The 24438-nt window shown below is 72.6% G+C and carries 19 protein-coding genes; 13 read left to right on the forward strand and 6 right to left on the reverse strand.

Annotated features, from left to right (window positions below; translation table 11 throughout):
* Nucleotides 1-9: 9 nt before the first annotated feature.
* On the reverse strand, nt 10-1455 hold the full coding sequence (locus ACFVGS_RS14975; RefSeq protein ID WP_384416889.1) for a cytosine permease: 1446 nt from the start codon (nt 1453-1455) through the stop codon (nt 10-12).
* 202 nt (nt 1456-1657) lie between these two features.
* Here ACFVGS_RS14975 and ureA point away from each other — a divergent pair, with 202 nt between their 5' ends.
* From ureA to ACFVGS_RS15015, 8 genes are all read left to right on the forward strand, one after another.
* A complete protein-coding gene (gene ureA / locus ACFVGS_RS14980) occupies nt 1658-2392 on the forward strand; it encodes an urease subunit gamma (protein WP_384416891.1) in 735 nt (244 codons plus the stop codon).
* Nucleotides 2392-4074: an urease subunit alpha gene (locus ACFVGS_RS14985; protein ID WP_385692678.1), complete on the forward strand. Its 1683-nt coding sequence runs from the start codon at nt 2392-2394 to the stop codon at nt 4072-4074. The genes ureA and ACFVGS_RS14985 overlap by 1 nt, the downstream gene beginning before the upstream one ends.
* A 20-nt stretch (nt 4075-4094) precedes the next feature.
* A complete protein-coding gene (locus ACFVGS_RS14990) occupies nt 4095-5114 on the forward strand; it encodes an agmatine/peptidylarginine deiminase (protein WP_385692679.1) in 1020 nt (339 codons plus the stop codon).
* Nucleotides 5115-5159: 45 nt separating this feature from the next.
* The gene (locus tag ACFVGS_RS14995; protein WP_384416900.1) at nt 5160-5603 is read left to right on the forward strand and encodes a hypothetical protein; all 444 of its coding nucleotides are present in this window, start codon (nt 5160-5162) and stop codon (nt 5601-5603) included.
* A 113-nt stretch (nt 5604-5716) separates the two neighbouring features.
* Nucleotides 5717-6256 (forward strand): TetR/AcrR family transcriptional regulator, encoded by a 540-nt coding sequence (locus ACFVGS_RS15000; protein WP_384417036.1) that lies wholly within the window; start codon nt 5717-5719, stop codon nt 6254-6256.
* 81 nt (nt 6257-6337) lie between these two features.
* Entirely contained in the window at nt 6338-7687 is a 1350-nt protein-coding gene (locus tag ACFVGS_RS15005) for an MFS transporter (protein WP_385692680.1), read from the forward strand.
* Between the two features lie 284 nt (nt 7688-7971).
* A complete protein-coding gene (gene cimA, locus ACFVGS_RS15010; protein WP_385692681.1) occupies nt 7972-9603 on the forward strand; it encodes a citramalate synthase in 1632 nt (543 codons plus the stop codon).
* A gap of 57 nt (nt 9604-9660) precedes the next feature.
* On the forward strand, nt 9661-11007 hold the full coding sequence (locus ACFVGS_RS15015) for a hypothetical protein (protein WP_384416908.1): 1347 nt from the start codon (nt 9661-9663) through the stop codon (nt 11005-11007).
* Between the two features lie 203 nt (nt 11008-11210).
* Here ACFVGS_RS15015 and dnaN read toward each other — a convergent pair whose 3' ends face one another.
* Entirely contained in the window at nt 11211-12320 is a 1110-nt protein-coding gene (dnaN, locus tag ACFVGS_RS15020) for a DNA polymerase III subunit beta (RefSeq protein ID WP_384416911.1), read from the reverse strand.
* Between the two features lie 106 nt (nt 12321-12426).
* Here dnaN and ACFVGS_RS15025 point away from each other — a divergent pair, with 106 nt between their 5' ends.
* Nucleotides 12427-13581, forward strand: a complete 1155-nt coding sequence (locus ACFVGS_RS15025; protein ID WP_385692682.1) for a serine hydrolase domain-containing protein — start codon at nt 12427-12429, stop codon at nt 13579-13581.
* A gap of 100 nt (nt 13582-13681) precedes the next feature.
* Here the strand turns inward: ACFVGS_RS15025 and ACFVGS_RS15030 are convergent, their stop codons facing one another.
* Nucleotides 13682-14299: a YceI family protein gene (locus ACFVGS_RS15030; RefSeq protein WP_384417039.1), complete on the reverse strand. Its 618-nt coding sequence runs from the start codon at nt 14297-14299 to the stop codon at nt 13682-13684.
* 246 nt (nt 14300-14545) lie between these two features.
* Here ACFVGS_RS15030 and ACFVGS_RS15035 point away from each other — a divergent pair, with 246 nt between their 5' ends.
* The 4 genes from ACFVGS_RS15035 to ACFVGS_RS15050 all read left to right on the forward strand — a co-directional run bounded on the left by ACFVGS_RS15035 (nt 14546) and on the right by ACFVGS_RS15050 (nt 21021).
* The gene (locus ACFVGS_RS15035) at nt 14546-15055 is read left to right on the forward strand and encodes a hypothetical protein (RefSeq protein ID WP_384416917.1); all 510 of its coding nucleotides are present in this window, start codon (nt 14546-14548) and stop codon (nt 15053-15055) included.
* Nucleotides 15056-15151: 96 nt separating this feature from the next.
* The gene (locus tag ACFVGS_RS15040) at nt 15152-19042 is read left to right on the forward strand and encodes an endo-alpha-N-acetylgalactosaminidase family protein (RefSeq protein WP_385692683.1); all 3891 of its coding nucleotides are present in this window, start codon (nt 15152-15154) and stop codon (nt 19040-19042) included.
* A gap of 179 nt (nt 19043-19221) precedes the next feature.
* A complete protein-coding gene (locus ACFVGS_RS15045; protein ID WP_384416923.1) occupies nt 19222-20805 on the forward strand; it encodes an acyl-CoA carboxylase subunit beta in 1584 nt (527 codons plus the stop codon).
* Nucleotides 20806-20820: 15 nt separating this feature from the next.
* Nucleotides 20821-21021: an acyl-CoA carboxylase subunit epsilon gene (locus ACFVGS_RS15050; RefSeq protein ID WP_384416926.1), complete on the forward strand. Its 201-nt coding sequence runs from the start codon at nt 20821-20823 to the stop codon at nt 21019-21021.
* Between the two features lie 108 nt (nt 21022-21129).
* Here the strand turns inward: ACFVGS_RS15050 and ACFVGS_RS15055 are convergent, their stop codons facing one another.
* Genes ACFVGS_RS15055 through ACFVGS_RS15065 form a run of 3 tightly spaced genes read right to left on the reverse strand, consistent with a single transcriptional unit; the run spans nt 21130 to nt 24420 of the window.
* On the reverse strand, nt 21130-22746 hold the full coding sequence (locus tag ACFVGS_RS15055) for a hypothetical protein (RefSeq protein ID WP_385692684.1): 1617 nt from the start codon (nt 22744-22746) through the stop codon (nt 21130-21132).
* Complete coding sequence (locus ACFVGS_RS15060) at nt 22733-23635, reverse strand: PP2C family serine/threonine-protein phosphatase (RefSeq protein ID WP_385692685.1); 903 nt, start codon at nt 23633-23635, stop codon at nt 22733-22735. The genes ACFVGS_RS15055 and ACFVGS_RS15060 overlap by 14 nt, the downstream gene beginning before the upstream one ends.
* On the reverse strand, nt 23632-24420 hold the full coding sequence (locus tag ACFVGS_RS15065) for a hypothetical protein (RefSeq protein WP_384416935.1): 789 nt from the start codon (nt 24418-24420) through the stop codon (nt 23632-23634). Before ACFVGS_RS15065 ends, ACFVGS_RS15060 begins: the two co-directional genes overlap by 4 nt.
* Nucleotides 24421-24438 lie beyond the last annotated feature (18 nt).

Raw genomic sequence — 24438 nt, forward strand, 5'->3', positions numbered from 1 at the left:
ACCCCGGAGCTACGACTCCGAGTCCACCAGGGCGCCCGGGACGGTCACCGTCCCGGGCGTTTCCGTGTCGCCGGCGGCCCGCTGAGCCGGCGTCAGCACCGCGTACAGCACGCCGCCCACGATCCCGGACAGCACGAAGCTGCAGTCGATGCCGCCGGTGAGCGCGAGCAGCGGGCCCTCGTAGAGCGGGGTCGAGACGGCGGCCAGGCCCACGACCGCGCCGATCACCCAGGAGAACGTGGCACGCGGGTGCCAGCCGGCCGAGAACCAGTAGGCGCCGCCGCGCGAGCGCCGGTTGTAGACCTGGAGCGCCTCCGCGTCGTACGTGCCGCCGCACCGCCGGTGCCCGATCAGGGTGATGACCGCCCACGGCGTGCCGATCGCGGTGAGCAGCAGCACGAAGGAGGTCATCGCGGTCTGCGCGTCCGAGGCGAAGTGGCCGAGGAAGACGAAGGCCGTGGCGACGACGGCGACCACCAGGGTCGCGCGGGCCCGGGTGGCCTTCGGCAGGATCGCGTCGAGGTCGAGGCCCATCGAGTAGAGCATCAGTCCGGCGTTGCCGACGGAGCCGGCGGTGGCGGCGAGCAGCAGCGGGACGAGGTACCAGACCGGCGAGGCCGCGACCAGCGGTCCGGCGTAGTCGGCGCCGGCGCCGGCCGCGAGCGCGGTGAAGGTGCCGAACAGCTGGGGCACGAGCAGGCCGACGACCAGGCCGAGACAGGTGGCCCGCCAGACCTTCTTCGGGCTGTGCTTCTCCGGCGATATGTAGCGGGTGTAGTCGCCGAGCAGGGTGATGAAGGCGACCGGGCCGCTGAGTCCGGCGGCGACCGCCGAGAGCAGCCAGGTCGGCCAGAACGAGCCGAGCAGGTACGGCGTGTCCGCCACGGGCGCGGCGGTGAAGTCACCGGCGTACGCGACGAGGCCGATCGCGAGCAGCACGGTCATGCCGATCGCCAGGGCCTGGCTCAGCTTGAGCAGCAGCCGGTAGCCGTAGACCGCGCCGACCACGGTGAGGGCGGCGAGCAGCGCGTACACGGCGGCGTGCGCCGCGCCCCCGGTGGGCAGCCCGACCAGGCGCTCCAGCGTGCCGACCATCACGTCGCCGCCGATCCACAGGGTCAGCGCGGTGTAGCCGAGCGAGAGCAGCAGGCCGACGACCGAGCCGACGAGCCGGCCGCGTACGCCGAAGAAGGCGCCGGACGAGGTGGAGAGGTTGGTGGCGGTGCGCAGCGAGATCAGCGCGAGCGGGGCGGTGACGGCGACGCCGACGAGGGTGCCGGCGACGACGGAGGTCACCGAGGCCCAGAGGCCGAGGCCGAAGGAGACCGGCAGCCAGCCGAAGACGATCACGCCGAGGCAGAGGTTGGAGCCGAGCAGGATCGAGACGAGGTCGCGGGGACCGCTGGTGCGTTCCACCTCGGGGATGGTGTCGACTCCGCGCTGTTCTATCGCCATGGGGACTCCCGGGGGCTGGGGTGGGGGCGGGGCGGGGGAGTGGGGGGTAGGGGGGATCCGCCGTGAGGGGATCCGTCGCGAGCGACGTTTTTAGAGTGACGCTCAATGTCAGCCAATGTGACCCATCCGTGTCGGCCACGTCAATGCTTGGAAGATGGCTCTCCAACATTTAGAGTGTCACTCAAACAGGAGGTGTACGGAAGTGCGACTGACCCCCACGGAGCGCGACCGGCTGCTGATCTTCGGCGCCGCCGAGCTCGCCCGGGCCCGCCGGGCCCGCGGCCTTCGGCTCAACGTGCCCGAGGCGACGGCCCTCATCGCGGACACGGTCTGCGAGGCGGCCCGCGACGGCAAGCGACTCGCCGAGGCGATCGAGGCCGCCCGCTCCGTCCTCGGACCCGAGGACGTGCTGCCCGGCGTCGCCGACGTCGTCACCGAGGTCCACGTCGAGGCCGTCTTCGACGACGGATCCCGGCTCGCCGTCGTCTCCGACCCGATCGGCGGCGGCTCGCTCGGAGCGGACGCGCCCGGCGCGCTGCTGCCCGGGCCCGCGTACGAGGACACCACGCCGGCGGTCACGCTGACCGTCCGCAACACCGCCGCCGTCCCGGTCAGCGTCACCTCGCACTTCCACTTCTTCGAGGCCAACCCGCGCCTCGACTTCGACCGCGCCGCCGCCTACGGCATGCGGCTCGCGATCCCGGCCGGCGCCTCCTTCCGCTTCGACCCGGGCGGCGAGGCCGAGGTCGGCCTGGTGCCCATCGGCGGCGCCCGGGTCGCCATCGGCTTCGCGGGCCTCGTCGACGGCCCGCTGGACGCCCCCGGGGCGAAGGAAGAGGCCCTCCACCGGGCCGCGGCCTGCGGTTATCTCGGCGCGGGCACCACCCCCGACTACCTGTCCTCGGCGCCGTTCGCGACCCCGAAGGAGGAGGACTGATGGACCCCTACGAGTACGCCTCCGTGCACGGCCCGCGCGCCGGTGACCGGGTGGTCCTCGGTGACTCCGGCCTCGTCGTGCGCGTCGAGTCCGACTCCCAGAAGCCCGGCGACGAGTTCCTCGCCGGCTTCGGCAAGACCGCCCGCGACGGGCTCCACCTGAAGGCCGCGGCCGTCCGCGAGACCTGCGACGTGGTGATCAGCAACGTCCTCGTGATCGACGCCGTCCAGGGCATCCGCAAGGTGTCCGTCGGCATCCGCGAGGGCCGCATCCACGCCATCGGCCGCGCCGGCAACCCCGACACCCTCGACGGCGTCGACGTCGTCGTGGGCACCGGCACCTCGATCGTCTCCGGCGAGGGCCTGATCGCCACCGCAGGAGCCGTCGACACCCACGTCCACCTGCTGTCGCCGCGCATCATGGAGGCGTCCCTCGCCAGCGGTGTCACGACCGTCATCGGCCAGGAGTTCGGCCCCGTCTGGGGCGTCGGCGTCAACTCGCCCTGGGCCCTGCGCCACGCCTTCAACGCCTTCGACGCCTGGCCGGTCAACATCGGCTTCCTCGGCCGCGGCTCCTCCTCCGACCCGGCCCCGCTGGTCGAGGCGCTCGCCGAGGGCGGCGCGTCCGGCTTCAAGGTCCACGAGGACATGGGCGCCCACACCCGGGCCCTCGACACCGCGCTGCGGGTCGCCGAGGAGTACGACGTCCAGGTGGCGCTGCACTCCGACGGCCTGAACGAGTGCCTGTCCGTCGAGGACACCCTGAAGGTCCTCGACGGCCGGACGATCCACGCCTTCCACATCGAGGGCTGCGGCGGCGGACACGTACCGAACGTCCTCAAGATGGCGGGCGTGCCGAACGTCATCGGCTCCTCCACCAACCCCACGCTGCCCTTCGGCCGTGACGCGGTCGCCGAGCACTACGGCATGATCGTCTCCGTCCACGACCTGAAGACCGACCTCCCCGGCGACGCCGCCATGGCACGCGACCGGATCAGGTCCGGAACGATGGGCGCGGAGGACGTCCTGCACGACCTCGGCGCGATCGGCATCACGTCGTCGGACGCGCAGGGAATGGGAAGGGCCGGCGAGACCGTACGCCGGACCTTCGCCATGGCCGGGAAGATGAAGGCCGAGCTCGGCCCCATGGAGGGCGACGGCGCGCACGACGACAACGCGCGCGTCCTGCGCTACATGGCCAAGCTCACCATCAACCCGGCGATCGCCCACGGCCTCGCGCACGAGATCGGTTCGATCGAGGTCGGCAAGCTGGCCGACATCGTGCTGTGGCGGCCGGAGTTCTTCGGCGCCAAGCCGCAGCTGGTGCTGAAGTCCGGCTTCCCCGCGTGGGGGGTCGTGGGCGATCCGAACGCGGCCACCGACACCTGCGAACCGCTCGTCCTCGGTCCGCTGTTCGGCGGGCACGGCGCGACCGCCGCCGACATCTCGGTCGCGTTCGTCGCCCAGGCCGCCGTCGACCTCGGCTCCGACCGCATGCCGACCCGCCGCCGTCGCGTCCCCGTGCGCGGCACTCGCGGCATCGGCCCCGCCGACCTGCTGCTCAACTCGCGCATCGGAGACGTCCAGGTCGACGGCCACACCGGCCTCGTCTCGCTGGACGGCTCGCCGATCCGCTCCGAGGCGGCCGACTCCGTCTCCCTCAACCGCCTCTACTTCCTCTGATCCCGCTAGGACCTGATCCCATGACGTACCGCATGCCCGCCGAGTGGACGCCGCACGAGCGCACCTGGATGGCCTGGCCCACCCACAACTCCACGTTCACGAACGAGGAGGAGCTGGCACGGTCGCGTGCCGCCTGGGGCTCCGTGGCCCGGGCCGTACGCCGCTTCGAGCCGGTCACGGTGGTGGTCGCCCCCGGCGAGGCGGGCTCCGCCCGCGCCCTCCTCGGCGATGACGTCGAGATCCTGGAGCGCGAGCTGGACGACGCCTGGATGCGCGACATCGGCCCCACCTTCGTGAAGGACGAGGAGGGCCGGCTGGCCGCCGTGGACTGGGTGTTCAACGGCTGGGGAGCCCAGGACTGGGCCAGCTGGGAACACGACTCCAAGATCGCCCGCCACGTGGCGGACGCGGCGGGCGTCCCGGTGCTCAGCAGCGCCCTGGTGAACGAGGGCGGCGCGATCCACGTGGACGGCGAGGGGACCGTACTCCTCACCGACACCGTGCAGCTCGGCGCGGGCCGCAACCCCGAGTGGAACCGCCAGGAGGTCGAGGCCGAGATCCACGCGAAGCTCGGCACCACCAAGGCGATCTGGCTCCCGCACGGCCTGGCCGGCGACTACGGCCTGTTCGGCACCCAGGGCCACGTCGACATCGTCGCCGCCTTCGCCCGCCCCGGCACCGTCCTGGTCCACAGCCAGCAGAACCCGCTCCACCCCGACTACGAGCGCTCCCGCCTCTACGTCAACCTCCTCCGCAGCCAGACCGACGCCCAGGGCCGTCCCCTGGAGGTCATCGAGGTCCCGGCCCCGACCGTCCTCAAGGACGAGGAGGGCGACTGGGTCGACTACTCGTACATCAACCACTACCTCTGCAACGGCGGCGTCGTGCTCTGCGCCTTCGACGACCCGCACGACGAGGTCGCCGCGGAGATCTTCCGCCGCCTCTTCCCGGAGCGCGAGGTGGTCCTGGTCGACGCCCGCGAGATCTTCGCAGGTGGGGGCGGTATCCACTGCATCACCCAGCAGCAGCCGGCGGTCTGAGAAACCCGCTGGTCGTGGCCGCACGCCGTGTGACAGCGTGCGGCCATGAGCATCCACCCCTCCGGCCGTTACACGCTGACCTACCTGTACTCCGTCGCCGACGACGCCTGGTACGTGGAGCTGGACGAGGTGGCGGGGCAGCGGCAGCTGGCGATCGGGATCGTGCCCGACGAGGACCCGGCACGGGAGCCCACGGTCTGGTTCGCCGAGCGGTGGAGCGAGCGGGACATCCCGTACGACGTCGTGCGCTGGTTCATGGACGCGGTGGACCGGGAGATCCGTACCTCCCGGGACTGGATGGAGCTCCGGCCCGAGATCGTCGAGATGATCCACGAGCTGCGGCAGGAGCACCTGGGCGTGATCGACGACGAGGACCTGCCGCCGGTGCTCGCCGGGCTGCGCGCCCGGCTGCCCGAGGCCGATCTGGCCGACGTGATGCTGCACGCCTTCGGGCGCGGGCCCGACGGCGTGATCCCGGACAACGGCTGATCCTGTAGAACGTACGAGTGAGTCAGAGCAGCGACCCGACCCCGACCCCGGCGCCCCACCCGCGCCGCCGCAACCAGGCCGCCCCGCCCCGCGAGGAGGTGCTCGCCGCGGCCATGGACACCATCGCCGAGCGCGGGCTCGACGGACTGACCATGGCCGGGCTCGGACGGCAGGTCGGGATGAGCAGCGGGCACCTGCTCTACTACTTCGGCACCAAGGACGAGCTGCTGCTGCAGACGCTCGAGTGGAGCGAGGGCCGGCTCGGGGCCGAGCGGAGCGCACTGCTCTCCGCCCCCGGGACCGCGCGGGAGCGGCTCGACGGATACGTCGACGTGTACGTGCCGGACGGCCCGCGCGACCCGCACTGGACGCTCTGGCTCGAGGTGTGGAACCGCTCGCAGAACGCCGACGACGACGCCCGCACCCGGCAGGCCGCCATCGAGGGCGCCTGGCACCGCGACCTCGTCGCGATCCTCGCCGAAGGCGTCTCGCGCGGCGAGTTCCGGCCCGTCGACCCGGACCGCTTCGCGCACCGGATGCGCGCCCTGCTCGACGGCTTCAGCGTGCACGTGGCGGTCGGCATCCCGGGCACGGGGCGTGAGCAAGTCCTCGCTCATGTAAGGGAGTTCGTCGCCGAAACCCTGCTTCCGTGACCGTTAGGCACGTAAGTACTCCTGATCGTTGTCCCGTGCACCCTTGTTGCCGCCCGGCCGCCTCCGGCACGGTTCGGGGCCATGGGACGAGAACACTGGAAGAAGATCTGGGTCGGGTCGGCCGGCAACATGGTCGAGTGGTTCGACTGGTTCGTCTACGCGAGCTTCGCGACCTACTTCGCGGGGGCGTTCTTCCCCGAGGGCAACGACACCGCCAAGCTCATGAACACGGCCGGCATCTTCGCCGTCGGCTTCTTCATGCGCCCCGTCGGCGGCTGGCTGCTCGGCCGGGTCGGTGACCGCAAGGGCCGCAAGGCGGCCCTGACCCTCACCGTCACGCTGATGTCCGCGTCGGCGCTGCTCATCGCCGTCGCCCCGACCTACGCCGTCGCCGGATACGGCGGCGCCGCGGTCCTCCTCGTCGCCCGCCTCCTCCAGGGCCTCTCCGTCGGCGGCGAGTACGCCGCCAGCGCCACCTACCTCACCGAGGCATCCGCCCCGAAGCACCGGGGCTTCGCCTCCAGCTTCCAGTACGTGTCGATGACGGCCGGCCAGATCCTCGGCCTCGGGCTGCAGATCGTCCTCCAGCGGACCATGTCCGCCGAGGCCCTGCACAGCTGGGGCTGGCGCATCCCCTTCATCGTCGGCGCCCTCGGCGCGGCCGTCGTCTTCTACCTGCGGCGCAGCATGCTGGAGACGGAGGTGTACGAGGAGACCGCCGACGCCGGCGTCGCGAGCGGCGACAAGGGCACCGTCAGGGCCCTGTGGGCGCACAGGCGCGAGGCCTTCCTCGTCATCGCGCTCACCATGGGCGGCACGGTGGCCTACTACACGTACACCACCTACCTCACCAAGTACCTGTCCAACTCCGCCGGACTGCCCAAGCAGACCGCCACCCTGGTCTCCTTCTGCGCGCTGATCGTCTTCGCCTGCCTCCAGCCGCTCGCCGGCCGGCTCTCCGACAAGATCGGCCGCCGCCCGCTGCTCATCACCTTCGCGGTCGGCTCCACCCTCCTCACCGTGCCGATCATGACGATGCTCAGGCACGCGGGCTCCTTCTGGCCGGCCCTCGGCCTCTCCCTGCTCGCCCTGGTCGTCGTCACCGGCTACACCTCGATCAACGCCTGCGTGAAGGCGGAGCTGTTCCCGACCGGCATCCGCGCGCTCGGCGTCGCCCTGCCGTACGCGATCGCCAACGCCCTGTTCGGCGGCACCGCCGAGTACGTGGCGCTGTGGTTCAAGGACGCGGGCGTCGAGTCCGGCTACTACTGGTACGTCGCCGGCTGCGCCGCCGTGTCGCTGGTCGTCTACGTCACCATGCGCGAGACCCGGGACATCGACCTCGGCCGGGTCGGCCGCGACGCCACGGGCGGGGCCGGAGCCGCCGCGCCCGTACGGTCGAGGGAAGCCGCCGTCGATTCCGCATCGTGAGATCCGCGTCCATCGCCGCGCGCGGGTGTGGCAGACTGCCGGCGTGCTTGCTACCGCCATGATTATCGGCAGCAGCGCGCCGGTCCGCAGTGACCGCTGACCGTGGGACCCCAACCCCCGCGGCGGCGGCCACCGTGCCCCAGACCCGCGCGCAGACCTCTCGCACCCGCGAGGGGTTTTTTCGTTTTCCGGCCCCACCTCCGCCGGAAGCGGACAGCGCGTGAGAATGGGGGCAAGTGGATCCAGACCTTCCGGAGCCACATCCGACAGGAGCCAACACAGTCATGACCACGGAGAACGGCGAGAGCGGGCGCCCGGGCGCCGGGCGCGTCGACGACAGCTTCCATGTCTTCGACACCACGCTGCGCGACGGAGCCCAGCGCGAGGGCATCAACCTGACGGTCGCGGACAAGCTGACCATCGCACGGCACCTCGACGACTTCGGCGTCGGCTTCATCGAGGGCGGCTGGCCCGGTGCCAACCCGCGCGACACCGAGTTCTTCGCACGCGCCCGCCAGGAGATCGCGTTCAAGAACGCGCAGCTCGTCGCCTTCGGCGCCACCCGCCGGGCCGGCGGCAACGCCGCCGAGGACCCGCAGGTCAAGGCGCTGCTCGACTCCGGCGCCCCGGTGATCACCCTCGTCGCCAAGTCGCACGACCGGCACGTCGAGCTGGCGCTGCGCACCACCCTCGACGAGAACCTGGAGATGGTCCGCGACACCGTCGCCCACCTGCGCTCCCAGGGCCGCCGGGTCTTCGTCGACTGCGAGCACTTCTTCGACGGCTACAAGGAGAACCCCGGCTACGCCAAGGCCGTGGTGCGCACCGCGCACGAGGCCGGCGCCGACGTGGTCATCCTCTGCGACACCAACGGCGGCATGCTCCCCGCCCAGGTCCAGGCCGTCGTCTCCACCGTCCTCGCCGACACCGGGGCCCGCCTCGGCATCCACGCCCAGGACGACACCGGCTGCGCCGTGGCCAACACCCTCGCCGCCGTGGACGCCGGTGCCACCCACGTCCAGTGCACCGCCAACGGTTACGGCGAGCGGGTCGGCAACGCCAACCTGTTCCCGGTTGTCGCGGCCCTGGAGCTCAAGTACGGCAAGCAGGTGCTGCCCGAGGGCGCGCTCGCCGAGATGACCCGGATCTCGCACGCCATCGCCGAGGTCGTCAACCTCACCCCCTCCACCCACCAGCCGTACGTCGGCGTCTCCGCCTTCGCGCACAAGGCGGGCCTGCACGCCTCGGCCATCAAGGTGGACCCCGACCTCTACCAGCACATCGACCCCGAGCTGGTCGGCAACACCATGCGGATGCTGGTCTCCGACATGGCGGGCCGCGCCTCCATCGAGCTGAAGGGCAAGGAGCTCGGCGTCGACCTGGGCGGCGACCGCGCGCTGGTCGCCCGGGTCGTCGAGCGGGTCAAGGAGCGCGAGCTCAAGGGCTACACGTACGAGGCCGCCGACGCCTCCTTCGAGCTGCTGCTCCGCGAGGAGGCGGAGGGCCGGCCGCGCCGCTACTTCCGTACGGAGTCCTGGCGCGCGATCGTCGAGGACCGCCCGGACGGCACCCACGCCAACGAGGCCACCGTGAAGCTGTGGGCCAAGGGCGAGCGGATCGTCGCCACCGCCGAGGGCAACGGCCCCGTCAACGCCCTCGACCGGGCGATGCGGGTCGCGCTGGAGCGGATCTACCCGCAGCTCGCCAAGTTCGAGCTGGTCGACTACAAGGTCCGCATCCTCGAAGGCCGGCACGGCACCGAGTCCACGACCCGGGTCCTGGTCACCACCAGCGACGGCAACGGCGAGTGGGCGACCGTCGGCGTCGGCGAGAACGTCATCGCGGCCTCCTGGCAGGCCCTGGAGGACGCCTTCACGTACGGACTGCTGCGGGTGGGCATCGACCCGGCCGAGTAGGAGGTGCCGACTGTCCTCATATGTCTCGTTCTGCCCCATTCGGGGTAGCGTCAAGACATGAGGACCAGGCCGTTCCCCCTTGTGTCGGCGCTCGCCGGCCTCGCGCTGCTGCTGCTCCTGGTCCTGGCCCCGTCCGCGGGGGCCAGGGCCACGGGCGTGTCCGACGCGGCCGCGGCCCTGAAACAGGGACCGGTCTACGTCGATCCCGGCGCCGCGGACCAGCTGTCGACGGCCGACGCGGCCGCCCTCGCGCAGAAGATCAGGGACGCGGACAAGCCGCTCTTCGTGGCCGTGCTGCCCGCGAACGCGCAGTTCCCGCCGGAGAACCTGTTGCGCAACCTGCGCACCGAGACCGGTGTGACGGGGCTCTACGCCGTACGGCTGGGCGACGGGTTCAACGCCGCCGCGGACTCCTCGGTGATGTCCCGCGACGCCGTGGCCAACCTCGTGACGGCCGTACGCCAGCCCGGCGTGGACGCCGAGACCGAGCTGAACAACTTCGTCGACCAGGCGCTGCCCACCCTGCGCGGCTCCGCCCCGGCCTCCTGGGGCACGGCGGGCGAGGACTCCGGCGTGCCGGTGGCCGGTCTGGTCACGCTCGGCGCGGTCGTCGTGGCCGGCGGCGCCGGCGCCTACGCGGTCGTCCGGCAGAAGAAGCGCCGCAAGGAGGCCGAGGAGCGCGCCGCCCTCGACAAGCTGCGGGTCGTCGTGGACGAGGACATCACCGCCTTCGGCGAGGAGCTGGAGCGGCTCGACTTCCACCCGGCCGAGGCGGGCGCCGACGACGCCATGCGCGGCGACTACGAGCGGGCCCTGGACTCGTACGACAAGGCCAAGTCCCTCATGGGCTCGGTCTCCCGCCCGCACGAGGTGCGCGGGGTCACCCAGGCCCTGGAGGACGGCCGCTTCTCGCTCGCCGTCCTCGCCGCCCGCCGCGAGGGCCGGGCCCTGCCCGAGCGGCGCCCGCCGTGCTTCTTCGACCCGCGCCACGGTCCAGCCGCAGAGGACCGGACCTGGGCCCCGGCGGGCGGCTCGGCCCGCCAGGTGCCGGTCTGCGCCGCCGACGCGGCCCGCCTCGACGACGGTCTCGACCCGCGGGCCCGCACCGTCGACACCGACGACGGCCGCCGCCCCTACTGGGAGGCGGGCCCCGCCTACGGCCCCTGGGCCGGCGGCTACTTCGGCGGCGGCATGCTCCCCGGCCTCCTGGTCGGCACCGTGCTCGGCTCGATGCTCTCCACCCCGGCCTACGCGGGCGAGTACGGCGGCGGCGACTTCCAGGACTTCCAGGGCGGCGACTTCTCCGGCGCCGACTTCAGCAGCGGCGACTTCGGCTCGGGCGACTTCGGCGGCGGAGGCGGTTTCGACGGCGGCGGTGGCTTCGACGGAGGCGGCGGGTTCTGAGCCCGCCCCGCCCCGCGAAGGCCCGGCCCCACCCTGCGGAGGCCCGCCTCGCCTGCGATGGCCCGGCCTCACCCCGCGGAGGCCCGCCAGCCCCGCCCCGCGAAGGCCCGGCTCCACTCCGCGGAGGCCCGCGCGCTCCGCCGAGGCCCGCCGGACCCGTTCCGCCGAGGCCCGCCGGACCCGCCCCGCCGGGTCCGCGGGGCTCAGACCAGGGGCTTCACCGACATCAGCAGATGGCGATGGGTCCCGTCCCCGTCGTCGATGGCATCGGTGATCAGCGCCCGCTGCCCAGGGCCGAGCAGCCGCAGCCCGATCTCCGGCGCGTCGAACGAGCCCAGCGCGTCCAGGAGGTAGCCCGGGTTGAAGGCCACCGTCATCGCGTGGCCGCCCCTCAGGGCGGCGGGCAGCCGCTGCGAGGCCACGTCGTCCTCGTACCCCGCCCTGAGGTGGACCGTCGCACCGTCGAAGGCCAGCTGGACGGGGCTGTCGCCCTCCGCGACCACCGCCACCCGCTTCACCGCCTCGACCAGCGGGGCCCGCTCCATGACGGCCACCGCGTGCTCCCCGAGCGCGAAGAGCTTGTCGTGCCGGGGCAGCCGCCCGTCGATGAGCCGGGTGGTCGTCCGGCGCGCCAGGCTCTCGAAGCCGACGGAGCCGCCGTCGAGGGCCAGCCGGACCGTCCCCGCGCCCGCGTGCGAGCGTGCGATGTCGGTCAGCCGCCGGGCGGCCACCACCACGTCGACGGTGCCTTCGAACGGGCCCTCGGGCCGCCACTGGAGGGTCCGCACCGCGTACCGGTAGCGGTCGGTCGCGGCCAGTGTCATCGTCGTGCCGTCCAGGCCGAGCCGTATCCCGGTGAGCACCGGCAGCGAGTCGTCACGGCCGGCCGCCACCGCCACGTGCCCGACGGCCGCCGCGAAGGCGTCCGCGTCCACCTCGCCGCGCCGCTCGGGCAGCGCCGGCCGGTCCGGGTAGTCGTCCAGGGGCAGCAGCGAGAGCCCGAAGCTGGCCTCGCCGCCGGTCACCGCGAGCCGGGCCCCTTCGGTCACGCAGACGACCGGGCCCTGCGGCAGCACCTTGCAGATGTCGAGCAGCCGCCGCCCGAGGACCAGCGCCCTGCCGTCCCGCAGGACGTCGGCGTCCACCTCGATCCGCGCCGAGGCCTCGTAGTCCAGGCCGGACACGGTGAGCCGGCCGTCCGCCGCTTCCAGGAGCAGGCCGCCGAGCACGGGGACGGGGGAGCGGGCGGGCAGCACGCGGGCGGCCCAGGCCACGGCCTCGGTCAACGCCCCGCTGTCGATACGGAATTCCATGCCGGCGACGCTAGCGACCGCCACTGACAACAGTCGGGAATCCCGGCCGGCCCGTGATCGTTACGCCCTCCGAAGGCATCGCGTGAAGACGAGGGGGGAGTGCGCGATGAGCGAGGTGCACGGCATGGTGGCGCCCGGTTTCGAGTCCGTACGGGAGGAGTTCGCCGGGGTCGCCGCGGCAGAGGCCCGTGACGGCGGCGCCCAGCTCGTGGTCTACCACCGGGGCAGGCTCGTGGCCGACCTGTGGGGCGGTGACGGGGTCGAAGGCGACTCGCTGCTCGCGCTGTACTCCTCCGCCAAGGGCGCCACCGCGCTGGTCGCCGCGCTCCTCGTGCAGGACGGCGCGCTCGACCTCGACCGCGAAGTGGCCTTCTGGTGGCCCGAGTTCGCGGCCGAGGGCAAGGGCGGGGTCACCCTGCGGCAGTTGCTCGCCCACCGCTCCGGCGCGATCGGCACCGCCGACGGCTTCACGCCCGACGAGCTCGCCGACGACCGCCGGGTCGCCGCGCGGGTCGCCGCCCACCGGCCGTACTGGGAGCCGGACACGGGCCACGGCTACCACGCCCTGACCTTCGGCGCGCTGGTCGGCGAAGTGGTGCTGCGGGCCACCGGCCGGACGGTCCAGGAGCACTACGAGGAGCGGATCAGGGAGCCGTACGGGCTCGACTACCACCTCGGCCTGCCCGAGGAGCTCGAGTCCCGCTTCCGTCCGGCGCTCCCGTTGCTGCCCACGCCCGCCCAGCAGGCCTTCCAGGCGGCGAACCCGGTCGCGCCCGACAGCCTCATGGCCATCGCGTTCGGCCTGCACGCCGAGCAGCCCTTCGACGCCGTCGCCTACGGGAACTCCCGCGCCGTGCACGCCGCGGCCCCGCTCTCCGGCGGTGGCGTGGGCAGCGCGCGCGGCCTGGCCCGGATGTACGCGGCGGTCGCGGGCGAGCTCGACGGCCGGCCGCCGCTCCTGAAGCCCGAGGTCCTCGCCGAGGTCTCCCGCGTGCACTCCTCCGGCACGGACCTGGTGACCGGCGAGCGGAACGCCTTCGGCCTCGGGTTCGTCCCGCTCGCCACCCGCCATCCCGAGCTCGGTCCGACCGCCGTCGGTCACAGCGGCGTCCCCGGCTCCCAGTCCTTCGCCGACCCGGGCCGGGCCCTTGCCTACAGCTACGCCCGTCGCCGCTTCGCCTTCGCCGCCGGTCCCGGTGCCCGGGAGAACGACCGGCTGATACGCGCGGTGGCGGCCGCCGCCGACCGCGCCGGGGCCTGAGGGCCGGGCAGGCGCGCACGGCCGGGGCCTGAGGAAACACCACCGCCCGGCAGCCCTGGGGGCTGCCGGGTCCGGAGTGGGTGCCGCGGAGGCCGTCGGCTCAGGCGGCGTTCTTGATGGCGGAGATGTCGAAGTTCAGCTTCACCTTGTCGCTGACCATGACGCCGCCGGTCTCCAGGGCCGCGTTCCAGGTCAGGCCCCAGTCGGAGCGCAGGATCTCGGCGGAGCCCTCGAAGCCGACCCGCTCGTTGCCGTAGACGTCGGTCGCGGTGCCGTTGAACTCCAGGTCGATGGCGAGCGGCTTGGTGACGTCCTTGATCGTCAGGTCGCCCTTGACGCGATACAGGTCGCCACCGAGGTGTGCGGCCTCCGTGGAGCGGAAGGTCATCAGCGGGAAGGCGTCGGCGTCGAAGAAGTCGGCGCTGCGCAGGTGGTTGTCACGGTCGCCGATGCCGGTGTCGATCGAGGCGATCCGGACGTCGATGGCGGCGCTGGAGGCGGCCGGGTCCGAGCCGTTCAGCTGCAGCGTGCCCTCGTGCTCGGCGAAGGTGCCGCGGACGTTGGTGACCATTGCGTGACGGACGGTGAAGCCGATGCTGCTGTGCGCCGGGTCGATGGTGTAGGCGCCGGTCAGGGCGGCCAGCGCCGGGTCGACGGGGAGGGTGGCGACGGTGGTGGCGGCGGACTCGGTGGTGTTCTTGCGGCCGAAGAGACCCATGACGTGCTCCTTGGGGACGGTGCGCGGGAGGCGCTGGTGGTGCATTCGTTGAACCTTCAACGACATCGACCATAGACCTATTCCGTTCAACTTTCAACATCTCTGGAAAGGGTTCACCCGGACGGCGCCCGCCGGTCTCCCACGCCCTCTGGCGGACGCGCGTAGAACTGCGGCACCATCTCCCTGCGCGACGAGCACCACCTGCACTGCCGTCCCCATCGCCACGGTCATCCGCAGGAGGCACCTGTGAAGCTCCGCTCCGTCCTCACCGCCCTCGCCCTCGTCCTCGGCGCCCTCTTCGCACCGGGCTTCGGCGTCCTCTCCACCGCCACCGACGCCCACGCCGTCACCAAGATCAGTCACGCCACCGCGACCTCGATGTTCCGCGAGGTCGGCATCACCTGGTCCTCGTCCGGCGGCTGCTCGGACCGCTACAACTCCACCTGTACGTCCTTCGAGCAGCTCAACCTCGCCACCGCGCAGGGCGCCCAGACCCTCAAGCGGGCCAGCGGCTGCGCCCTCAACATCACCGGCGGCACCGAGGTCGGCCACGCCAGCGGCACGTACTCGCACTGGAACGGCTACAAGCTCGACTACAGCAAGTACACCTGCGTCGGGAACTACATCAAGAACACCTTCACCTACATCGGCCTGCGCGGCGACGGCGCCCCGCAGTGGAAGTCCGGCTCCGGCAACATCTACGCCGACGAGGGCAACCACTGGGACGTCACCTACTACAACTGCGGCGGCTGCTGAGCGACTTGGACTAACCGTAGGAGGTTGTTGGACTGGAGGGCCCCTCGGGGCGCGATCTCGTTGACGGTGATCCGTCACGCGGGCCAACTAGTGCCCATGTCGCACCCCTACCCTCCCTCCACCGCGCGGCGGCTGCGCACGGCCTGTGCGCTGGCCGCCGCCACCTCCGCCGTGCTCGCCCTGGCCGGCCCGGCCCGCGCCGGCGCCCCCGACCCCGCGCGAGCGGCCGCCGAAGCCGTCATCGGCTCCGACGGGCTCCTCATCGGCTCAGACCTGCTGTCCGTCGCCGTCGCCGAGGACTTCCCCCGCGTCCTGTCGTACACCGACCGCGCCACCGGCGCCCGGCTCCTCGGCTCCACCGCCCCCGTCACCCAGGTCGTCCTCAACGGCACCGGCCACGCCGTCCGGACCGCGGCCGCCCCCGTCGTGACCGCCGACTCCGCCGCCTACACCCTCGTCTTCCCCGACCTGCCCGGGGTCGAGATCGACGCCCGCCTGAGCGTCAGCGGCCGGGCCACCACTTTCCGGGTGACCGCCGTCCGCGACACCGAGGCCTTCCGCGTCGGCACCCTCGACATCCCCGGCCACGACCTGGTCTCCGTCGGCTCCGCCGAACCCGGCGCTGCCACCGCCTTCACCCGGCTCGACCCCGACTCCACCCGGACCGCCGACGTCTTCGCCCAGGTCACCGACGCCACCCCGGCCGACACCGCCGCCGTCGGCGCCAGCTACGCGATCGTCAACACCGGGCAGCTCGCCGCCGCCGTCGAGTCCAACTCCTCCTACGACAAGCCGTCCGGACCGAGCGCCCGCGACGGCGCACGCCTCTGGCACCAGGCCCGCAAGGGCGGTGACGGGACCCGCGTCGGCGTCTGGTCCGGCCAGTGGACCTACCGCGGCGCCGGCGCGCCCGCCCCCGAGAGCGGCGACGACCTGCCCTGGGCCAAGGTCGTCGTCACGCCCGACGCCAACGCCGACGGCACCGTCGACTGGCAGGACGGCGCCGTCGCCTTCCGCACCATCGGCGTCAAGGCGCCCGGCAGCGAACAGACCCCGGACCGGGTGATCGCCCACATCCCGTTCAACTTCGCCTCCAACGCCACCCACCCCTTCCTGCGCACCCTCGACGACGTCAAGCGGATCTCGCTCGCCACCGACGGACTCGGCCAGTTCGCGCTGCTCAAGGGATACGGCTCCGAGGGCCACGACTCCGCGCACCCCGACTACGGCGGCAACTACAACAAGCGCGCCGGCGGCCTCGCCGACCTCAACACCCTGCTGCGCGAGGGAAGGAAGTGGGGCGCCGGCTTCGGCGTCCACGTCAACGCCACCGAGTCGTACCCCGAGGCGAAGAACTTCAGCGAGACGCTGGTCGACAAGACCAGGCCCGGCTGGAACTGGCTCAACCAGAGCTACTACATCGACCAGCGCCGCGACGTGAACAGCGGCGACCTCGCCCGCCGCTTCCAGCAGCTGCGCGACGAGACCGACCCCAACCTGTCGATGCTCTACATCGACGTCTACTACACCCACGGCTGGATCGCCGACAAGACGATGCGGACCGTGCAGGCCCAGGGCTGGAACGTCGCCACCGAGTGGTCGGAGAAGTTCGAGCGCGCCTCCCTCTGGTCGCACTGGGCCAACGACCTCGACTACGGCGGCGCCACCAACAAGGGCCTCAACTCGCGGATCATCCGCTTCATCCGCAACGACGAGAAGGACGTCTGGAACGATCACCCGGTCCTCGGCCAGACCGCCCTCGTCGACTTCGAGGGCTGGACCGGCGAGACCGACCACACCGCGTTCACCGCCAACATCTGGCAGCGCAACCTGCCCGCCAAGTACCTCCAGCACCAGAAGATCACCCGCTGGGACGGCGACGACATCACCTTCACCGGCAATGTCCGCGGCACGCTCGAGAACGGCCGCCGCACCTTCTACGAGAACGGCCGCAAGGTCCTCGACGGCGACACCTATCTGCTGCCCTGGGCGGGCGCGGGCGGTGCGGGCAGGCTGTACCACTACAACAAGACCGGCGGGCGGACGAGCTGGGAGGTGCCCGGCACCGGCTCGTACACCGTCTACAAACTCACCGACAACGGCCGGGTGAAGACCGGCACCGTGCGGCCCGCCGGCGGCCGGATCACCCTCGACGCCGTCGCCGGACAGCCCTACGTCCTCTACCCCGACCGGGCGCCCGAGCCGCCGAACCCGCACTGGGGCCAGGGCACCCCCGTCAAGGACCCCGGCTTCAACGACGCCGGCCTGAACTCCTGGACCAGGAGCGGCACCGTCACCCGCCACACCGACGACCAGGGCCGCAACAGCGCGAAGCTCTCGGGGTCCGCCACCGCCGCCGTCACCCAGCGGATCACCGGACTGAAGCCCGGCGCGCGCTACACCGCCTCCGCCCTCATCGAGGTCGAGCCCGGCCGGACCCGGCCCACCACCCTCTTCGCGGGCGGCCGTTCGGTCACCGTCGAGCGCTCCGCCCTCCGGGACCGGGTCGCCGCGTCCGACTGGAACGACACCCACTTCCAGCGCGCCAAGCTCACCTTCACCGCCCCGGCCGGCGGCAGCACCCCGCTGACCGTCCGGGCCGCCGCGGGCTCCTCCGCCACCGTCCGGATCGACGACGTCCGGATCGTCGCCAACGACCCGGCGACCAGGGCCGGAGCGCTGGTGTACGAGGACTTCGAGGCCGTCGACCAGGGCTGGGGCCCCTTCCTCAAGGGCGACGCGGGCGGCACCACCGACCCCCGCACCCACATCGCCCAGCTCCACGCCCCCTACACGCAGGCCGGCTGGAACGGGAAGGCGATCGACGACGTCCTCGACGGCGCCGAGTCCCTCAAGTCCCACGACGAGAACAGCGGCCTGGTCTACCGCACCGCGCCCTGGACCGTCCCCATGAAGGACGGCCACCGCTACCGCGTCGACTTCGCCTACCAGTCCAGCCATGCCGGCGCCTACGAGTGGGTCACCGGCTACGACCGCACCCAAGGGAACGGCGCCCCCGTCGAGACCCGACGCACCCCGATCGGACAGCAGCGGACCACCGGGCAGTTCACCGAGACGGTCACCGCGGGCTGCGGCGACACCTGGACCGGGCTGCGCAAGCGCGCCGACGCCCCCGACGGCGCCGACTTCGTGCTCGACCGCTTCACCGTCACCGACCTCGGCCCGGCCGCCGAGCGCGCCGCCTGCGGCACCCTCGCCGTGACCGCGCCGGAGACCCTGGAGCCCGGCCGGGCCAACACCGTGACCGCCACCTTCGGCAACGACGAGACCGGCCAGGTCACCGGCGCGCGGGCCGCGCTCGCGCTGCCCGAGGGCTGGACCGCCGAGCCGGCCGGACCCGTCGACCTCGACGCGGTCGCCCCCGGCGGCACCGCCACCGCCACCTGGCGGGTCACCCCGCCCGTGGACGCCGCCTACCGGCCGTACGAGCTGGGCGCCACCGTCACGTACGCCGTCGGCGGCGAGCCCCGTAGGCTGACCGCGGCGACCACCGTCCGCACCCTGCCCCCGCCGCCCACCGCCGACGCCTGGGCGAGCGACCTCGACTGGACCTCGGCGTCCAACGGCTGGGGTCCGGTGGAGAAGGACGGCTCCAACGGCGAGACGGGCACCGGGGACGGCGGCCCGCTGCGGATCGGGGGAGTGACCTACGCCAAGGGCCTCGGCACCCACGCGTCGGCGAAGATCCGCTACTACCTGGGCGGGCGCTGCACCTCCTTCACCGCCGAGGTCGGCGTGGACGACGTCCAGACCACCCGGGGCAGCGTCCGGTTCGGCGTGCTCGCCGACGGCACGGAGAAGGTGACGAGCCCGGTCCTCCGGGCCGCCGACGGCGCCTGGTCGCTCACCGCCGACGTCACCGGCGCGTCGTACGTCGAGCTCGTCGTGGGCGACGGCGGAGACGGGAACGGCAACGACCACGCCGACTGGGGCGACGCCCGCTTCCACTGCGACACTCGGTCCTAGCGGGTCTCCCCTACCGCTGCGGCATGCTCGTGTAGAAAACCTACAATCAGCTGGGGTGTCTGGCTGTCGACTCGAGCTGGTGGGGCAGATGGTTCTGTCATGCCCCACCAGGATTCGACACGCGAGACTGTACGGAGTCGACGGCGGGGTTTTCTTGTGTGAGTTCGTAGGGTCGGTACATGACCGTTGTGGACCAGATCCCGAGCGAGCCCGCTGACGCCCGTGGCCGTGTGGCCGAGCTGCACGAGCTGCGCGAGCAGGCTCGGCGAGGCCCCAGTGACCGAGCGACCGAGGCCCAGCACGCCAAGGGCAAGCTGACCGCTCGCGAGCGCATCGAGCTGCTGCTCGACCCTGGTTCCTTCCGCGAGGTCGAGCAGCTGCGCCGGCACCGCGCGCAGGGCTTCGGCCTGGAGGCCAAGAAGCCGTACACCGACGGTGTCATCACCGGCTGGGGCACGGTCGAGGGCCGCACCGTCTTCGTCTACGCGCACGACTTCCGGATCTTCGGCGGCGCCCTGGGCGAGGCCCACGCCACCAAGATCCACAAGATCATGGACATGGCCATCGCGGCCGGTGCCCCGCTGGTCTCCCTGAACGACGGCGCGGGCGCCCGCATCCAGGAGGGCGTCTCCGCCCTCGCCGGCTACGGCGGCATCTTCCAGCGCAACACCAAGGCGTCCGGCGTCATCCCGCAGATCTCGGTGATGCTCGGCCCGTGCGCCGGCGGCGCGGCCTACAGCCCCGCGCTGACCGACTTCGTCTTCATGGTCCGCGAGACCTCGCAGATGTTCATCACCGGCCCGGACGTCGTCAAGGCGGTCACCGGCGAGGAGATCACCCAGAACGGCCTCGGCGGCGCCGACGTCCACGCCGAGACCTCCGGCGTCGCGCACTTCGCGTACGACGACGAGGAGACCTGCATCGCCGAGGTCCGCTACCTCCTGTCGATGCTCCCGCAGAACAACCGCGAGAACCCGCCGACCGTCTCCTCCGAGGACCCGGCCGACCGCCGCTCGGACGTGCTGCTCGACCTCGTGCCCGCCGACGGCAACCGCCCGTACGACATGCACAAGGTCATCGAGGAGCTCGTCGACGACGGCGACTACCTGGAGATCCACGAGCGCTGGGCCCGCAACATCATCTGTGCCCTCGCCCGCCTGGACGGCCAGGTCGTCGGCATCGTCGCCAACCAGCCGCAGACGCTGGCCGGCGTGCTCGACATCGAGGCCTCCGAGAAGGCCGCGCGCTTCGTCCAGATGTGCGACGCCTTCAACATCCCGATCATCACCCTTCTGGACGTACCCGGCTTCCTGCCGGGCGTCGACCAGGAGCACGGTGGAATCATCCGCCACGGCGCGAAGCTGCTGTACGCGTACTGCAACGCGACCGTGCCCCGGATCTCGCTGATCCTGCGCAAGGCGTACGGCGGCGCCTACATCGTCATGGACTCCCAGTCCATCGGAGCCGACCTGACCTACGCCTGGCCCACCAACGAAATCGCGGTGATGGGTGCCGAAGGCGCCGCCAACGTCATCTTCCGCAAGCAGATCGCGGAGGCCGAGGACCCCGAGGCCATGCGCGCGCGCATGGTCAAGGAGTACAAGGCCGAGCTCATGCACCCGTACTACGCCGCGGAGCGCGGCCTGGTCGACGACGTCATCGACCCCGCCGAGACCCGCGAGGTGCTGATCAGGTCCCTCGCGATGCTCCGCACCAAGCACGCCGACCTGCCGTCCCGCAAGCACGGCAACCCGCCTCAGTAAGAGGAGCCCACCGAAGTGACCACGCCTGCCACAGCCAGCCTTCTCCGCGTCGAGAAGGGCAACGCCGAGCCCGAGGAGCTGGCCGCGATCACCGCGGTCCTGCTCGCCCGCGCCGCCGCCCAGCCCAGCGAGCCCGCCCACGGCGGCCGCTCCACGGCCGGCTGGCGCCGCCTCGAGCGCGAGAACGGCTTCCGCGCGCCGCACAGCTGGCGCTGACGCCCCGCACCGACGCCACCCACGTGGTCGGCGGAGGGCCGGAACCCGCCCCCAGAGCCTTCGGCCTGGGAGGTGCCCCAGGTTCCGGCCCTCCGCCGCGTCACGGGGTCAGGAGACCAGCGCCCGTATCAGCGCGACGACGCCCCAGATCACCCCGACCACAGCGCCGAGCGCGACCGCGAGGAAGGCCACGCCCAGGGCGATGTCGGCCTTGGTGAGGGGCGGGGGCTTCTCCTGGGCGGCTGCCGCCTTGGAGGAGCCGGCGGAGGCGGTCCCGGCCGGCTTCGCCGTCGAAGACCCCGTCGTCGTCTGCGACGGCGCCGTCTTCGGCGGCTTCGTCGTGTTCGCCGTCGGCTTGGCGGAGGGCTTCGCGGACGCCTTGTGGGACGGCTTCGACGACGCGCCGGACGCCGACGGCGGCGGGGGAGGGGGCGCGGAGGACCCCGGCGGCGGCACGGACGCCGAAGCCGATGCCGATGCCGATGCCGATGCCGACGCGGACCTGGACGCGGACGCCGACGCCGGGCCCGACGAAGACGGCGATGCCGACGAGGGCGCCGATGAGGATGCCGACGCGGACGCGGACGCCGTCCGCGAGGTGCCGGCTCCCCGGCCGCCCCTTCCCGCCCCGGCCGGGCCCGGGACGAACGGGTCGTGGTGACCGTTCGCCGCGTGTGCGCACCACGGGCAGGACGTGAGGTGCCCGCCGTAGTGGTGGTCCGGCACCGCGCGGCACTCGACGACCGACTCCTTCGCGTCGTCGAGTGCCTGCAGCCACTCGGCCGACGAAGGCCGGCGGGCGGGCTCGCGCCAGCCCGGGCCGAAGGCCTGCCGGGCGAGCCGTACCACCTCGGGCGGCAGCATCCCGGGCGGCAGCTGCCGGCCCGGCACGCGCACCCGGTCCGGATGGACCAGGAAGGAGCTGCCCGCGAGGATGTTGTCCTTGCGGGTGGACTCACCGGGGCCCTGCAGCGGAGTGCCGTCGTACGGGTGGTTCCCCGCGGTCAGCAGCTGGTAGACGAGGACCGCGAGCGCGAAGTCGTCCGAGTGCCGGGTGGGCGGCCCGCCCGAGTGCCGCTCGGGCCCCGCGCAGTCGTCCGTGAACACGTCGCTGCCGAAGAACTCGCCGGTCAGCGGGTCGGTGAAGGCGAAGGAGTCGCAGTCGAGCAGGGTGACGTAACCCCGCTGGTCGGCGACCGCGTTCGCGCTGGACAGATCGCCCACCACGAAGCTCCGCTGGTGGAGCTGCGCCGTCATGTACGCGAGGTTCGACGCCACTCCCAGCAGGAACCGCCAGTGTGCCCGGCCCTCGTACCGGCGCAGCCGCTCGCGCTTCTGGAGCAGTCCGCTCAGCTGGACGTGCTCCGCCGGGTCCAGGAACGGCATGCCGTAGCCGACCGGCCGCCCGCCCGCCTGGATCAGCTGCACCGGCCACACCAGCATGGGCGGCTGCCCGAGGGCGAGCCGCTCGCCGGCCAGCGGGTCGGCCCGCAGCATCGCGGTGAGCCGGCGCAACTGGGCCGCGTCGGGCGGCCGGTTGTAGATCTTGCCCGCCAGATCGGCCCGTTCCGCGAAGGCCCACACGCTGCCCTGGCCGCCGGTGCCGAGGGGCCGGCCCCTGCGGCTGATCCGGGTGCCGTCGCCGAGCGTCAGGTCGGCGTGGTCCGCGACGGGGTCGTCGCCGTCGTCGGACGGGTCGTCAGGGGTGTCGTCAGTGGTCGTCATGTCGTATCGCCCACAGGAGAGTCTTGTCGTCCCCGGTCACTCGGGAGATCTGGTCGGAGGCGAGGAAGTCCTGGAGTCGGTGGTCCTCCTCGTCGTGGTCGTAGTCGGCCCGCCCGAGCCGGTCGAAGAGATGGCCGATGAACGCGTCGTGCGGCAGCGGATGCCCGCCGGGGGAGCGGCGCAGCAGGGCGTGGGTGAGTCCGTCCGTGGACAGCAGCACGCCGTCGATCCGGTCGTCGCGGACACAGTCGACCCGCAGCCGGCCGAGCGCCGTCGGCGAGCCGAGGAAGACCGTCTCGTTGGCGTACTCGCTGCCGGAGTGGGTCTGGGGCAGCAGGTGGTACGAGGCCTGGACCGAGGCCGGGGAGGCCCCGGAACCCGTCCCTTCTCCCGCGCCGCCCTCGGGAGCACCGGCCGCCCGGTCGGTGACCGGCCGGGGCGTGGCGGCCGGGGCGGCGCTCTCCGCCCGTACGAGCACCAGACCGTCGCCGACCGACACCTGGCCGAGCCAGCCCTCGGCGGCCACCACCACCGTCAGGGTGGTGGCGTAGGGGCCCGGAGGCCCCGCGCACCAGTTCAGGAACTCGGCGCGGACCTCGCGGAACGCCTCGGTCATCAACTCCTTGCGCTCCCGCGGGTCGTCGCCGTGCCGCCACGGCGCGGCGACCGGAGCGAAGGCGTCGACCGCCAGCCGCACCGCCTCCCGCGCGCCCTCGCCCGAGAGCTCCGCGCTGCCCGCGCCGTCCGCCACCGCGAGGACCAGACCACCGGGGGTCTCCCGGTGCAGCCACGCGTCCTGGCAGGGCTTGCTGTCCCGCAGGTGCCGGTAGCCGACCGCGCTGATCCCGTGCACCCGCCAGCGGCGGGCCGGCCGGCCCCGCGGCCTCACGCGGGGACCTGCCCGCCGCCGCGCCGGCGCTTGAGCCGGGCGAAGATCTCCTGGAACTCGGCCTCGTCGGCGCCGCCCTGGGTGGCGCGGGCGCTGTGCGACATCGCGGTGAGCAGCTCGGCGAACGGGAAGCCGTCCAGCCAGGCGTGGTAGTGCGGCGCCAGCTCCTTGAGTACGTCCTCGGCCCCGGAGTGCCGCTCGCCGACGCCGACCGCGAAGAGCCGGAAGCGGCGCTCCTCCTCGGCCTTGCGCAGCTCCGGCAGCAGGTCGCGGTACGCGTGCGAGAACCGGCCCTGCTCGTCGCTCGGCGCGCCGTCCGTGACCACGCAGATCTGCGGGCGGTAGTACGTGAGGCCCTCCTCGCGCAGCCCCGCCTTGTAGTCGGCGACGACCTCCATGGCGAGCCGCAGCGCCCGGTCCATGAGCGTCACCCCGTGGGCGCGCAGCTGCGGCGGCCGGAACTCGTGCGCCGGCACGAACGGGCTGTGCGGCCAGCGCGGGGCGACCGCGCCGAGGGGCGTGGCGCCCTGCCACACGGTGATGCCCTCGACGCCGCCGAAGGTGATGAGCGCGACGTCGACGGCGGCGCTGAGCGCGGTGTCCTCGGCGAGGCTCTCCGCCCACGAGGCGAGGGCCTCGTTGAGCGCGTCGATGGCCTTGCTCTGGCTGAGGGAGGAGGAGGTGTCCAGACAGAGCAGCAGCGGCAGCCGCTGGGCGCTGTCGAACTCGAAGCCCATGTACGGCACGGGGAGGGGGGCTTCGTCAGGACTTGCGGTCGTGTACACGGCTACTCCGTCGAGCGA

Origin of the sequence: Streptomyces sp. NPDC127114 (assembly GCF_042677525.1) — a bacterium.
In the GTDB taxonomy this organism is placed as follows: domain Bacteria; phylum Actinomycetota; class Actinomycetes; order Streptomycetales; family Streptomycetaceae; genus Streptomyces.